12 protein-coding genes and 1 tRNA gene are annotated in these 14203 nt (G+C 43.0%); 8 read left to right on the forward strand and 5 right to left on the reverse strand.

Annotated elements, in window-relative coordinates:
* Positions 1-21: 21 nt before the first annotated feature.
* The 4 genes from FLL45_RS03780 to hda all read left to right on the forward strand — a co-directional run bounded on the left by FLL45_RS03780 (position 22) and on the right by hda (position 3909).
* Entirely contained in the window at positions 22-999 is a 978-nt protein-coding gene (locus tag FLL45_RS03780; protein WP_210247102.1) for an FAD:protein FMN transferase, read from the forward strand.
* Positions 1000-1369: 370 nt separating this feature from the next.
* On the forward strand, positions 1370-2608 hold the full coding sequence (locus FLL45_RS03785; RefSeq protein WP_185964310.1) for a DUF2066 domain-containing protein: 1239 nt from the start codon (positions 1370-1372) through the stop codon (positions 2606-2608).
* Positions 2605-3222, forward strand: coding sequence for a CDP-alcohol phosphatidyltransferase family protein (locus FLL45_RS03790; protein WP_142888444.1), 618 nt, complete (start codon positions 2605-2607; stop codon positions 3220-3222). Before FLL45_RS03785 ends, FLL45_RS03790 begins: the two co-directional genes overlap by 4 nt.
* Before the next feature lie 6 nt (positions 3223-3228).
* Complete coding sequence (gene hda / locus FLL45_RS03795; RefSeq protein ID WP_142888445.1) at positions 3229-3909, forward strand: DnaA regulatory inactivator Hda; 681 nt, start codon at positions 3229-3231, stop codon at positions 3907-3909.
* 51 nt (positions 3910-3960) lie between these two features.
* Here hda and FLL45_RS03800 read toward each other — a convergent pair whose 3' ends face one another.
* A complete protein-coding gene (locus FLL45_RS03800; protein ID WP_142888446.1) occupies positions 3961-5727 on the reverse strand; it encodes an acyl-CoA dehydrogenase C-terminal domain-containing protein in 1767 nt (588 codons plus the stop codon).
* A 153-nt stretch (positions 5728-5880) separates the two neighbouring features.
* On the opposite strand from FLL45_RS03800, the gene tcdA reads away from it, so the two are divergent.
* Positions 5881-6717, forward strand: coding sequence for a tRNA cyclic N6-threonylcarbamoyladenosine(37) synthase TcdA (gene tcdA, locus FLL45_RS03805; protein WP_246075751.1), 837 nt, complete (start codon positions 5881-5883; stop codon positions 6715-6717).
* Between the two features lie 40 nt (positions 6718-6757).
* On the opposite strand, the gene FLL45_RS03810 is transcribed toward tcdA, so the two are convergent.
* Entirely contained in the window at positions 6758-6988 is a 231-nt protein-coding gene (locus FLL45_RS03810) for a DUF6316 family protein (protein WP_246075753.1), read from the reverse strand.
* A 266-nt stretch (positions 6989-7254) separates the two neighbouring features.
* On the opposite strand from FLL45_RS03810, the gene FLL45_RS03815 reads away from it, so the two are divergent.
* Together FLL45_RS03815 and FLL45_RS03820 are read left to right on the forward strand one after the other, a co-directional pair.
* Positions 7255-9843, forward strand: coding sequence for a serine/threonine protein kinase (locus tag FLL45_RS03815; protein ID WP_185964311.1), 2589 nt, complete (start codon positions 7255-7257; stop codon positions 9841-9843).
* Positions 9844-9897: 54 nt separating this feature from the next.
* Positions 9898-11814: a hypothetical protein gene (locus FLL45_RS03820; RefSeq protein ID WP_142888448.1), complete on the forward strand. Its 1917-nt coding sequence runs from the start codon at positions 9898-9900 to the stop codon at positions 11812-11814.
* Positions 11815-11979: 165 nt separating this feature from the next.
* Here the strand turns inward: FLL45_RS03820 and queG are convergent, their stop codons facing one another.
* Together queG and FLL45_RS22710 are read right to left on the reverse strand one after the other, a co-directional pair.
* The gene (queG, locus tag FLL45_RS03825; protein WP_142888449.1) at positions 11980-13128 is read right to left on the reverse strand and encodes a tRNA epoxyqueuosine(34) reductase QueG; all 1149 of its coding nucleotides are present in this window, start codon (positions 13126-13128) and stop codon (positions 11980-11982) included.
* A gap of 21 nt (positions 13129-13149) precedes the next feature.
* On the reverse strand, positions 13150-13293 hold the full coding sequence (locus FLL45_RS22710; RefSeq protein WP_185964312.1) for a hypothetical protein: 144 nt from the start codon (positions 13291-13293) through the stop codon (positions 13150-13152).
* A gap of 27 nt (positions 13294-13320) precedes the next feature.
* Here FLL45_RS22710 and FLL45_RS03830 point away from each other — a divergent pair.
* Positions 13321-13397, forward strand: a tRNA-Arg gene (locus FLL45_RS03830).
* A 233-nt stretch (positions 13398-13630) separates the two neighbouring features.
* On the opposite strand, the gene FLL45_RS03835 is transcribed toward FLL45_RS03830, so the two are convergent.
* Complete coding sequence (locus FLL45_RS03835; protein ID WP_142888450.1) at positions 13631-13993, reverse strand: response regulator; 363 nt, start codon at positions 13991-13993, stop codon at positions 13631-13633.
* Between the last annotated feature and the right edge of the window lie 210 nt (positions 13994-14203).

A 14203-nucleotide genomic window follows, 5' to 3' on the forward strand; every position in this document is an offset into this window, starting at 1 on the left:
AGTAAATTGGTTTTCTCTGGTATGAAAAAAGTGATTTTCACTCTAATGTGGTTTGTCTGTTTGCCATTTATGAATTGCGTGCAAGCGCAATGGCACTCACATGACTTCAATGTTATGGGAACCGCAGCACGAGTTGAGCTAGAGTCTAACGATCCCGAACAAGCTAAGGCATTAATTCAAGCAGTCGTTGCTGAGATGAATCGGATCGATCAACAGATGAGCCCTTACAAAGCAACCAGTGAGCTCAGCCTGATCAATCGTGAAGCAGCCAAGGGGCCTTTAAAAATATCCAATGAGATGTATCAGATCCTGGCTTTGTCTAATCGAATATCGGCAATGACCCAAGGTTCTTTCGATATTAGTTACTCCAGCGTTGGTTTTCTCTACGATTATCGTAACAATCAAAAGCCGAGTGAGCGGCAAATCGAACAGCTCAAAGATGCCATCAACTACAAAAAGATTAAACTGACACCGCAAGATAAAAGCGTTGAGTTTTTGGATAAACGGGTCAAAATAGACTTAGGCGGCATTGCAAAAGGACTCGCTGTTGATAATTGCATAAAAATTTTGCAACAAGCCGGAATTAAAAACGCTTATGTCAATGCGGGCGGAGATAGCCGGCTAATCGGTCGAAAAAATGACCGCTTGTGGTACATCGGTATCAGACATCCGCGAGATGAAAGTAAATTGTTGACTAATCTGCCTTTAGAAGATGTCGCACTGTCCACCTCAGGGGACTACGAGCGTTTTTTTGAGGAAAATGGTGTGCGCTACCATCACATCATCGATCCGCAGACTGGCGACAGCGCGCGCGAAATCCGCAGCGCAACAATTCTTGCCAACGACTCAATAACCGCTGACGCGCTATCCACCAGCGTTTTTGTTATGGGGGTTAAGGATGGTATGGCATTGATTAATTCTCTCGATGGCGTATCAGCCATTGTGGTCGATAAAAACGGAAAGTTATTTTTGTCGACGGACATGCAAGCGGTAGAATAACTGAACTGAAAAGGTCAGCTTTTGTCTGAAATTAAGAAAGTACCAGTAAGTTGAGACGAGTTATGAGCTCGTTTATCTGGGTTAGCGGGAAAACACTCAAGATCCGTTGGATTAATTCAGAATAACCGGGCATGAGTGAAAGCCTATGAAGTCAATCCTAGCGGGCAGTTGTAAGAGACAATTCATAATTGATTGTCAGGTTTGACAGGATAAATAGGCGACTCACTGCGCGTTCGACGATGTCAGTAAGCGTGTCTCAGACATTTCTGGGTTTGATGTTTTTTTAACCACATTCACTACAACTTGGTTCCAAGCGCCAGTTCGATTATCATTGGCAGCGAAATTCAAGATTAATCTTATGGAAACGCCATTGGCTAGAATATTTTTAATAGGTTTGCTGTTTGTTGCAACGTCGATATCTTCTGTTATAGCGGTAGAAGTTGAAGGGCTTTATCAAGTTGAAGTCCCAGTTGCGGATCAATCCAATAAAAATCAATGGGGTGCAATGCTTGAGGGATTTAAGGTCGTGCTGATTAGAAAGAGTGGCAGCCGGCAAATTTTAACCACAGAGGAATCCCGTCAGGCTTATCGCAAAGTTAAGGCTTACGTCCAGCGGTTTCAATACCTTCCAAATCCCGAACCAGAAACTGAGTTTCCTTACGTCTTAAAACTCGACTTTGAACCACGTCTCGTGGAAGAGCTCATTCAAGAAGCCGGTATGCCTATCTGGGGGAGTAATAGACCAGTGACCATTATGTGGTTAGCGGCAGAGGAGAATTTTAATCGTCAAATTTTAAAAGACGATGCAGAGAATCCCATTTCTGGTTTGCTGAAAGTCGATGCAAAGCGACGCGGAATCCCGATTATATTTCCACTAATGGATTTAGAAGACGAGTTGAATGTGACTATCAGTGATGTGTGGGGACGATTTAACAATACCGTGGTGAACGCAAGTAGCCGTTATGGCGCTGATTCGGTCGTAGCCGGTCGTCTCGCTAAAATTGGCGAAGTTTGGCAAGCAAAACTATCTTATATTAATCAGGGTGAGGAACAGTTTTTAGAGTTTGACGTAGAATCGCCCGAGCTGCTCACTGAAACCTTAACCGATCGGGTTGCTGAATTATTATGTCAACGCTACTGTGTCGTGGAAGCCCTCGCGAGTCGTCAAATAGCTATCCAAGTGTCGGGAGTCAACAACTTTGCAAGTTTTAAAAGCGTCCAAGACTATCTTCAAGGTTTATCTTCTATTCGAAAAATTGAAGTGAACAAGATTTCTGCCAATATCATTCGATTTTCGGCAACACTGCTTGGCGACGTTCAAAGTGTTAAAGATGGTATCAAACTTGGCAGAAAAATGATCGTCGAGGTTGCACCAGAAATTGATCCTTTTGCTAAACCGATTAATCCACCAGTCGCAACTGATGGCGATCAAATGATTGAAGGAAGTTCAGGTTTTGACATTCCAGTGAGTGAGTTAACTTCTCCTAATCTTGCTCAAACTGGCGAGGGAGAAGTAGTTGCCCCAGTTAGTCAAAACGAAAATACCGAAGCGCTAACGGAAATGGAAGGCATTCAAGATGTCGTTCTATATTACCGGTGGACTGAATGAATTTAAGTTTTCTGCCAAACTTAATTACTATCATCAGAATTATCTTACTGGTTCCACTATCTTATTTGTTAGTTCACGAAGAATATACAACGGCGTTAATTATCTTCGTAGTTGCTGGTGCATCTGATGCCTTAGACGGATTTTTAGCGAAACATTTTTCTTGGGTAAGTCGCTTCGGCGCAATTTTAGATCCATTAGCTGATAAAGCGTTGCTGGTTCTGACGATGGCAATTTTGACATACAACGGTGTCATTAGTTGGCTTTTGTTGACGGTGGTATTTGCTCGCGATATTTCAATCGTTTTGGGTGGTTATTATTATCACTACAGACTCGGTCCATTTGAAATGCAACCGAGTTATTTGTCTAAATTTAATACCTTTGTACAGATCTTGTTGGTTTCAAGTTATTTAATTTCTTTGGGATATCGACAACTTCCTGGCTTATATATCGATACCTTAGTTTTGTTGACTTACTTCACAACCGTATCGAGTGGGATCCATTATGTTTGGGTGTGGGGTGGCAAGTTTAAACAAGCAATTAGTGACCATAAGGCTGAGCTGATGGATAAGCATAGTTCACCAAAAAGTAGCCAAGATCCAGCCCAAGATAAGTAGTTCTGCATGCTCCAATTGCCACTGAATATTCAATTAGATGATTCGGCGAAATTTGACAATTTCTTTGCCGAACCAAACCGGCTATTGGTCAATCGCTTAGTCACCATGAAAGGTGAGCATCCGCAATTTATATTTATTTGGGGAAGCGAGCAGACTGGCAAAACTCATCTTGCACAGGCACTTTGTCATCAGGCTGACCAACAGGCACTCACTGCAGCTTATCTTCCATTGGACAACCCAGAATTGTCGCCGGCAATCATCGAAGGGATGAGCTTTATGGATTTAGTGTGTATAGATAACCTTCACAGCGTAATCGATGATGAAGCGTGGCAAGTTGCTTTATTTAATTTGTATAACGAGCTCAAAAGTGAAGGGCGAAGCTTAATCATTTTGAGTGATCAACCACCGGCAGACATGTCTATTTCGTTGGCGGATTTAAAGTCACGCTTAACAGCAATGGAAGTGTATAAATTGGAAGGTTTGAGCGATAATGACAAAGTCGAGTTATTTAAAACAAGGGCATCTAATCGGGGAATCGACTTATCAGAGGAAGTGGTTAAGTTTATATTTAGTCGCCACAGTCGAGCATTGCCAGAATTGATGACGTTACTCGATAAAATTGATCGGTCCAGTATCGCATTAAAAAGAAAGGTGACAATTCCATTAGTCAAAGGTCTATTAGACTAAGAATTGTCACCCCTCGAATTGCACAGATACTATTGACTGATAAAAAACCAGTTAAATATCAAGATCGAATTCTCGACATTCAAGTACTGCATTACCACTTTGAATGAGTGCTTTATGGGTTTTTACTCTCGGCAAAATTCTTGCGAAGTAAAAAGCGGTAGTCTGCAGTTTTGACTGTTTAAAGTCGTCACTCTGTTGTGAGCTTAAAACGGCGTTCGCTTGCTGTAATAAGACATGACCAACAGTGAGGTAGCCTGCATACATCAAGAAGTCAAAGGCGGCGGCGCCCACTTCATCCATATCCTTTTGCGCGCTCATGCCAATTCCCTGTGCAAGTTCGCCGCACTCTTTCGCGTACCACATAACTTTTTCGGCGAGCGGTTTTAAACTCTCATCGACTTGCTGGGCTGCAGTGGCAATTTCAGTTAACCATTGCGTGAGTGCTTTACCTTGGTCGCGAAGAATCTTACGGCCAAGGAAATCCAACGCTTGGATACCATTTGTACCTTCATAAATTAGCGTAATTCTTGCGTCACGGACCTGTTGCTCAAGCTCCCACTCGGCAATATATCCATGACCACCCAAAACTTGAACGCCGTGATTGGTTGATTCAAAACCGGCTTCCGACATAAAGGCTTTACAAATGGGGGTGAGTAAATCGAGAATACGGCCGGCTTCAAGGTCGTTTTGGTACTCTACCTTATCGACTAGTTTTGCCACATAATAAGCCAAGCCGCGACAACCTTCTGTGAGCGCTTTCTGGGTCAACAACATCCGTTTTACATCGGGGTGAACGATGATTGGATCGGCTGGCTTATCCGGAGCCTTAACACCTGAGAGGGATCGCATTTGGAGGCGATTTTTGGCGTAATCTAGAGATGCTTGACGAGATAGTTCTGCGATAGCATAACCTTGCACACCAGTTGCGAGTCGCGCTTTGTTCATCATTGTGAACATACACATTAATCCATTGTGCGGTTGGCCAATTAAATAGCCCTTCGACTCTTCAAAATTGATAACACAAGTCGCTGAAGCTTTAATGCCCATTTTATGTTCGATTGCACTACAAGTAACGGCATTGTCAGTTTCAGTGGTGTTGTTCTCAGTGTTCAAGATTTTTGGCACCAAAAATAATGAAATACCTTTAGTGCCGTCTGGCGCGTCAGGCAGTTTTGCGAGAACCAAGTGAATGATATTATCCGACATATCGTGCTCACCCGCAGAGATGAATATTTTACTGCCGGTAATTTTATAACTGCCATCTTCGGCAGGCTCTGCTTTGGTTTTGATCAAACCGAGGTCTGAGCCACAGTGAGGTTCTGTTAAACACATGGTTCCAGTCCAAACACCGGAAACAAGTTGAGGTAAGTACGCCGCTTTAAGTTCGTCAGTCGCATGATGCTTTAACGCGCTGATTGCACCGTGAGTTAAGCCTGGATACATACTCCATGAAGTATTAGCAGAGCTCGACATTTCAGCTGTCACTAACGACAACGAATAGGGTAGGCCCTGACCACCTAGCTCTTGCGGCTCTGCAAGGGCTGACCAGCCAGATTCACAATACTGCTTGTAGGCTTCTTTAAAACCCTCTGGCGTAGTGACTTTGCCGTTCTCTATTTTGCAGCCTGTTTGGTCGCCAGGGTAGTTGATAGGCGACAGAACTTCGCTGGAGAATTTAGCAGATTCTTCAATGATTGCGTTGACTAGTTCTTTGTCGGCAGCTTCTTCCATGCCGAGTTCTTGATAATGTTGAGTCATATTCAACCAGTCATGCATAACAAATTGCATGTCTTCAGTGGGTGCGCGATATTGAGGCATAAACAGTGCTCCGCTTTATTAGTGTCTTTTTTGATATAAGAGAATTGTATTTGACCTAAACTGTAGCTGGTCGGATGAGTTGCGTCAAGCAAAACATAGTCTAGAAAATTGGCCAACATTTAGACTTTTCTGATGCTATAATCGCGCGGTTTTATGGTCATTGGTATTGAAGATACGATGCAGGATATTAATCAGCTAAGGTTTGGTGGAACCCAGCGTTTATATGGTAAGCAAGGGGAACATCGGCTGCGCGCGAGCGCAGTCACTGTGGTTGGGATAGGCGGTGTTGGCAGTTGGGTCGCTGAAGCCTTAGCACGCACTGCAATTGGCCGAATCACTCTGGTTGATTTAGATGACATTTGTGTGACTAATACCAACCGCCAAATTCATGCCCAAAGCGGTAATATCGGCAAGCTGAAAGTTCAGGCGATGGCTGATCGTATTAAAGCGATAAATCCAGAGTGTGAGGTTCGGGTAGTTGAAGATTTTATCAGCGTTGATAATCAGGCGGAGATTCTCAGTGACAAACCTGATTATGTCGTCGATGCGATTGACAGTGTTCCGGCTAAGACGGCTTTAATTGCTTTTTGTAAACGAAATAAAATTCGCGTTATTTGTGTCGGTGGTGCAGGTGGTCAAATCGACCCTCTCAAGATTCAGGTCGCCGATCTGAGCAAAACAACCCAAGATCCTTTGGCAGCAAAAGTAAGAAGTGAATTACGGCGAAATTTTAATTTTAGCAAAAATCCAAAAAGACGCTTTGGGGTAGAGTGTGTCTTTTCGACGGAGCAGTTGTCCTATCCAACGCCAGATGGCGGAGTATGTCAGCAAAAACAGTTTAATGATGGCAGTGTTAAATTAGACTGTAGCGGTGGGCTTGGTGCTGGTGTTGCGGTGACGGCAACCTTTGGCATGATAGCCGCGTCCAGGGTGGTTAATTGGTTGGTAGCAAACAAACAAATCGAGCCTGCATCACAAATCTCGTCATGAGAGATGTTCTGAATAAGAGCCAAGTCAGCTCGCGTATCTCCTAAGTTAATGGAAAATTTTGCGCTTGTTTGACGCGCTGAATGTACATATACAATTCACTTTCAGCTTCAAGTTGGGAAACAAACGGTCCTTCTTCGGTTTTCTCTCTGGTCAGAAACCACCATCCATCATTCGTATGATAATATCGCTCTGTTCTGAACCAGGGTCTACCGGCTTCTCCGTGTCGTACTCGCATAGTCAAGTTCTCGCTGTGTGCCGTGTTCGATTTCATTCTAGCTGCAAAAAAGCCTAGTTTTAAAGCAAACCCGTCCGGTATAAGAATTATCCATTAGTATGCCTGGGCTAATAGGCTTTGGTTATTAGCGCTAAATCACAAATATTGGACTAAAGTAACAATAAATCAGCAAGATATTTCACACGCTTAAAGGGATTTGCTAATATTTTGTAATATTTGCCGTCATAGGGACATGATTAAGGCCAACTAACTGAAATTACAATAAAAACTCTAATAAAACGATAAACAATAAGGCGGTATCAGTGAGCGCAACTGAAATTCCAGGCTATAAGATCATTCGCACCCTCGGCGTTGGTGGACAAGCGACAGTGTACCTGGCAATTCAGAAAGGTTTTGACCGAGAGGTTGCATTAAAAGTCATGTCACCGGCGCTGGCTGCCGATCCGACTTTTGGCGAGCGATTTATTCGCGAAGCGAAGATCGTTGCCAAGTTGTCTCACAAAAGCATTGTTACTGTTTATGATGTTGGAGAGAGCGGTAATTTTTATTACCTTGCGATGGAGTACCTACCAAAGGGCGATCTTAAAACTCGGATCGAAAATGGTTTAAAAACTCGTGACTGTCTTACGATAATCGGCAAGCTAGCCAAAGCACTTCATTTTGCCCATGAAAAAGGCTATATCCATCGCGACGTAAAATCAGAAAACATCCTGTTTAATGAAGACGATGAGCCTGTCCTGACTGATTTCGGTATCGCAAAAGCGTCTAATTCTTCGACCCAAATGACTCAAACGGGGAAATTAATTGGTACGCCTGAGTATATGAGCCCAGAGCAATGCCGTGGTAAAACCGTCGATGGTCGCTCCGATATCTATAGCCTTGGCGTAATTTTGTATGAAATGCTTACGCGCAGGGTCCCTTATACCGGCGAAGATTCAGTGGCTGTGTGTATTAAGCATGTCACCAAACCGATTCCCAAATTACCGCAAAGGCTCAATCATTTTCAATGGTTGCTTGAGTCTTTGATGGCAAAAGACGCGGCTAAGCGGTTTCAAACAGGTGGAGAATTGGCGGCTGCAATTCTTAAGTTCGGCAAAACCGGCCAAGCACAGAAAGTTGAAAAGGCCGCCGTAGAACCTACCCGAGTGACAAAAAAGCATGATACCGATGAATTTAATGCGTTACCTGACAGTGACGATCATTTCGAGGAATTGCACTCCGAAAGACGGTATCAAATATCCGAAGTTGAGGAAAAAAGCTCGCTCGGAAAAGTGGTGGCAATTATTCTTGTTTTATTGATTGGTGTTGGTGGGTTTTTTACCCAAGAACAATGGTACCCCAAGGTCGCAGAATGGATCGACAAAACCAGCAATCGAGAGACTCGAAATACGGCTGGCGGTGTCAACCCGAAAAATCCCTCAGACATATCGCAACAATCGTCAAATCAAGAAAGTAACACTCCGTCTTCTGCAGATTTGTTACAAGAGGCAGATGCGTTAGTTCAATTTGTACCGCAAACAGTTGAAGATATTAAGAAGGCGCTCAGATTAGTCGCGACGGTTAAAACGTTGGAACCAGGCAATAAAAGCGCGCAGCTGATTTATCAAAATATATTGAGTTCAAGCTTGATGGAGGCGACAACAGAAGCAGAAAAAAATAATTTTGTTAAAGCTGAGGAATGGTTATCTTTGGTTCAATTTGAACAACCGGACTATGCACTACTTGAAGCAACAAGAACTAAAGTTATTAACCTTAAAACTGAATTTGAGTCGCAAAATTCAGCAAGGAAACAACGGGTAGAAACGATTGACCAGCTGATTACATCGGGCCAAGAAGCGCTTGCAGCAAATCGTTTATCTTCTCCGGCGAACGATAATGCCATTGACTACTTTCAGCAAGCACTGCAAATTGATGCTGCGAATACGCTAGCGAAGCAGGGGTTAATTGATGTGAGTATTGCTTATGAAAAATTGATTGCTGGTGCCATCAACGATAAGAAATTTTCAAGAGCAAAAACCTTTTTAGCTCGGTTTAATAGTTTGTCAAACGACCAAGCTAAAAAGCTTTCACTGAGACAACAAATTGCCACTGAAGAGAAATCATATAATGACTTGATTGCCCAACGAAGACAACAAGCTGCTGCGGCAGAGCAAGCCAAGTTGGCAGAGGCAGCTCGATTAGAGAAGCTCAATGACCCGATGGTTCAAATGCGACTACTCGGTAGTTTGGACTCTGCGAGAACCTTAGAATCACAAGGCGATCTTGTATCTCCCGAAGGCAATAATGCGCTTGAGAAATACCGAGCAGCGCTAGCGATAGATGCCAAAAACCAAGATGCGTTAGCGGGCATTTCAAGAATTGAAAAGGCAATCATTGATAGCTTAACCAATGCGATCGCCGACAGTGATAAAAGCAAGGCGACAGAGTGGTTAACTCAACTGAAGCTTTTTGATGATAATCATCCACAATACGATTCATTCAATATTGCCGTTTCGGAAATTATTGAGCTAATTCCAGAAATTGAAACACCAGTCGTTGATTCTAGCGATTCTGTAGTACAAGACTTATCGGCTGGTGAAAGTACTATCAATGAGCCCGAAATTTCTTCAACACTTGAAGATTCGGCCACTCAGTCGAGTCAAGAAAATGTTGCAGCCTCTGATAATGCGGCTATCGAAGACAGCGCTTTACAATCTAATTTGCAAGGCTCTTCAGAAGCAACCGAGTCAGGCGAATCGAGTCAGCAGCAATCCTCGGCAGCCGAAGGCGCTGCTGAAACGCCGACTGTCGCAAAAAATTCGGAACAGCAAAAAACAGATCAGACAGAAAAAAAGGAATCAGATGATAATGAACCTGATCCCGATGCGATCCCTGAGCCGTTTAATGAGTAAAGCTTTTAGACCAATTCATACAGACAAGACCAATAATTTATAAGGTATTTTACAATGTTTAAGACAACATCATTCCTGAATACATTATTAGTAGCAGGAATTTTTACTTTGATGGCTTGTGGCGGCGGAGGCGCGGCGCTCATTTCTCAATCTGAAATTGATACCGCGCGAGCGTCGGGTAATCTGCCTGCTCTGTATGATAAAGCAACTCAATTAGTGACTGAGTCGCGCGGAAGCAGTAAAGAGGAAGCAATTAGTTTGCGTTCCAAAATTGTTGCTTTGTTAGTTCAAGATAAATCGCAAGCAGTTGATCAAGTTCTCGCTAAACATGAAAAAGCCCCTGAGACGGTAACTCGAACTGAGCTTAATCAACTCAGTGAATCCATCAACCCAATGCAGGTGTGGTCAGCAACTGATTATGCACGAATCAAATCTAAAATTGATGCTGCAAGGCAGACTTTAGAATCACTAATCTCAAAAGCTAAAACTGATGCGAGTGATTCCGATCTCAGCAATGTCGATCAGGTTTTGGCGTTAAAAAAAGCCGCTCAACTAGCGGGTGATAATCAACCTGAAGCAGATGTTTATCAAAAGCGACTTGAGGAAGTGACGGCTCAGTTAAACTATCAAGGCAATGAGGGACTTAGTAAACGGTTATATACAATGGCCATTCAATCTGCGGAAGGGGGGTTGAAGCTTGATCCCGGAAATATTCAGTTTGAGTCAATGTTGTCACAAGGACAGGCCGGATTATTCGAAAAAGATTTTCGGTTTGCTTTGGAAAGTGGCAAACCGGAGTCCGCATATCAAGCCATCCAAACTGTTGCTGATAAACCAATCTTCTTACAGTTAAAAAAGTCGATGGGCAAAAGTATGAGCCTATTAGCCAACTTTTTTGCGGGCAGTGCAGCTAAATCTTATCAAGCGGGTGATCTTTTAGGTGCGTATAACAATTTTGTCAAAGGGCGAGACATCCAAACCAAAACGGCATTAACTAAGCCAGGGTTTATTCAAGAGAAAAACTATCTTGATCTACTGATGAAAAAAGCGTCTGACGCAAATCTTGGTGAAGGAACTCAGCTTTCATTGATGAGAGTGGTGAGAGAGTTTGATCGTAATTATCCGGGTCTTGATACAGCCTTTTTAAAAGCCAATGATGCGGTGACAAAGCGAGCGATGACTAAGCTCTCTATCGCTGAATTCAAAGAAGTGCCATCACAAAATAGCGTTATGGCATCAGTGGGGCGCCGAGTAGGCAGTAAGCTTGAAAAAATATTATTTGATCAGTTGGGTAAAGAAGTCATGATTGTCACGAATGCCCAAGGTTCGACAGTAAACTCTTATGAGGGGTTGGCTTTGCAAATCGATGGAGAGGTTTTGCAAGCAGCTATTGAAGAGTCAACCAATCAAGGTACTCGAACTCAGAAAGTGCAAACGGGTGTACATCGCGTGGAGACAGAAGAATACCAAAAGTGGGCCAAGCGTAAACGCGGGGATGCGCCAACTCAATACATAGAAACACCAATTGAAGAAGACATTCAGTTGACCGTTGAACACATTCGTAAGCAAGCGATTGCTGAAGTAGCTTTTAGAGTAATTGAACCGGCTACAGGCTCTATTCTGTTGACCGATACTGTTGTCAAAGAGAGCGAGTTTAGTGGTGAGTCGATTAACGAATTTCAAAAGGGTGATTTTCATCAAAAGTATGAGCGGGCCGATTTACCCTCGGACATCAAAATAATGGATGCTTTATCTTCCGAGTTAGCGAGTAATCTAGGAGAGAAGCTTTCAAGTTATTTAAAAAGTCCGGAAAACGTTTTTTATCAAAAGTCACAGGAAATGAAATCGCAAGGCAACAGTGTCGCTGCGATAGAACTTTTGGCAAATGCGATTGCCCTTGGGGAAAGTAAAGGGCAGGATGTCAGCGCATGGGTTGATGAAGTTAAAGCCTTGGCTTTGGACGTAAAATAGCAGTTTAAAAAGTTATCGATCGAGTACAGTAGTACAAAGGTTATGTAGTGCTGTATTCTTTGATGCTTTCTTGAGAGTTTAAATAATCAACAGCGTTGGTTTGGTTAAACTCGATTAAATGCTATTGGTAATATGGTTTGTGTTTTATTTCGTTAAGTATCAAAACTACGCATCTCTCGCGAGCATACTTTCAACGCAGTTTATCAGCTTTTTCGTTTTAGCCTGCAAATTGAGTTGCTGACCATTTTTGTTAATCAATTCTTCAATCGCCCAATTAATGTGCTCTAAAACCATATCGTTGGCATCTGGTTTTTTCTTCTCTAGTTGCGAAATAATGTCTGGCGCAAATGGACCATTTCCTATCCCCACTGCAAGATTTCTCAGCCAAGCTTGATAACCAATCCGCCTTATGGGACTGCCTTGCAAATTCGTATTAAAGTCTTCTTCCGTCCAATTCCAGAGTTCCAGCAAACGACTAGCGCCTAAATTTTGCATCGGCAAGAAGGCTGGTTCACTTGAAACAGAGGCATATCGATTCCAGGGGCAAGCCAATTGACAGTCATCGCACCCGTACACACGATTGCCAATTTTACTTCGCAGTTCCAACGGAATTGGACCTTTATTCTCAATCGTTAGATAAGAGATGCATCGAGTAGCATCAACTTTTTTATTGCCAATAATAGCGTCGGTTGGACAGAGTTTAATGCAGGCATTACAACTCCCGCATTTATCTTTAACGGGTTCATCTAAGGCTAACGGGAGGTTGATAAAAATTTCCGCGAGGAAAAACCAAGAGCCAGCGGCTTCGTTAATAATTAAAGAATGCTTTCCCTTCCAGCCAATACCACTCTTTTCAGCGAAAGCTGTTTCGAGCACCGGTGCGCTATCAACAAAAACTCGCGTATCGATATCTTCGATTTGATTAAAATGCGTGCGCAAGGCGTCACACAATCGACTGAGCTTTTTTCTCAGCAGTTTGTGATAGTCTTTGCCCAGTGCATACCGCGATATGTTAGCTAATGAGGTGTCTTTGAGTGGTTTTGTAAATGAAGCGTTGACCGGGAGGTAGTCGTACCTTAAAGAAATAACTCTGCAGGTATTAGGGTGTAGCTGAGGCGGAAATTCTCGCAAGTTTTGATTGCGTTCAAGAAAGCTCATATCACCATGAAAGCCGTCATCGACCCATTGCTTAAAGGCTTCAAAATAACCAGAGGTAGAAATATCACTCACGCGAGCACCCTGAAAACCGACTTTACAGGCTTTTTCGTAAATAAAGGTTTTTATTTGTTTGAGTTGATCCTGAGTAACTGGCATTAAACTAAGTGAATAATTTATTTACGTTGAATTATCGCTCATATTCTCAGTAACCACTAGTTTTCGTCTAAACCGGTTATTTATTGAGCGTTTCAAGGCCTCAACGAAAATATTCTCGCCAGCATCAACATTTCGTAAGGAAATCACTTGAGTCTTGGTGCTCATTCAGTTAGATTAGCGCCATGAAAACACGCGCCATTAGCTCAGCTGGATAGAGCATCAGGCTTCGAACCTGAGGGTCGGGCGTTCGAATCGCTCATGGCGCGCCAAATTAAAAAGGTCACCGAAAGGTGGCCTTTTTTGTTTAGTAAGGCATGAGTGTGAGAAGGCCAATCGTTCGACAAATTTGTCAGGAACAAATTTGAACATCGGAGGGACGACGATGGCCCCGCAGGGGTGAAGCGCAGGAAGCGCGAAATAATCGCTCATGGCGCGCCAAATTAGAAAGGTCACCGAAAGGCGGCCTTTTTTTGTTTATCGATTACACCGAAATAGAAGTATGCTATTTAATAACCTTATTGATCGCTCTGGTGAGGGTTTCGGAATCGAAGGGTTTCATGAGCCAGCCGGTCGCGCCTACTTGGCGGCCTTTTTCTTTCAGTTGCTCATCATCGATAGCCGTGAGTAGGATTATTGGGCGGTATTCATATCCGGGTAGCTCTCTTAACGCAGCGGTTAGTTCTAAGCCGTCTTTGTTGGGCATTTTAACGTCAGAAATAACCAAGTCATAACTGTCTTTTTCAGCCTTATCAATGCCATCAACTCCATCCACCGCTTCACCGACTTGGTGTCCTAGCGCTTGCAATGAAGTACTAATCAACTGTCGCATGCTGTTTGAGTCTTCTACGACTAAAATTCGAGCCATTATTCTTATACCTTAAAATATTTATGCTAGGTCCATTTTATTAAACTAGCCATACATCAGGAAAGATCCCCGTCAAAACCCGACATAAAAATGCCGTCAGGTATTGTGGCTAACTTGAATATAAGAAAACGCTTATATTTAAATTACGCATCGTATATAGTGAAGCATAATCAATATTTGCTACTTTGCCAAAGGTTTATAGTAGCTTTT

It is taken from the genome of Aliikangiella marina (assembly GCF_007004765.1).
Taxonomy (GTDB): domain Bacteria; phylum Pseudomonadota; class Gammaproteobacteria; order Enterobacterales; family Kangiellaceae; genus Aliikangiella; species Aliikangiella marina.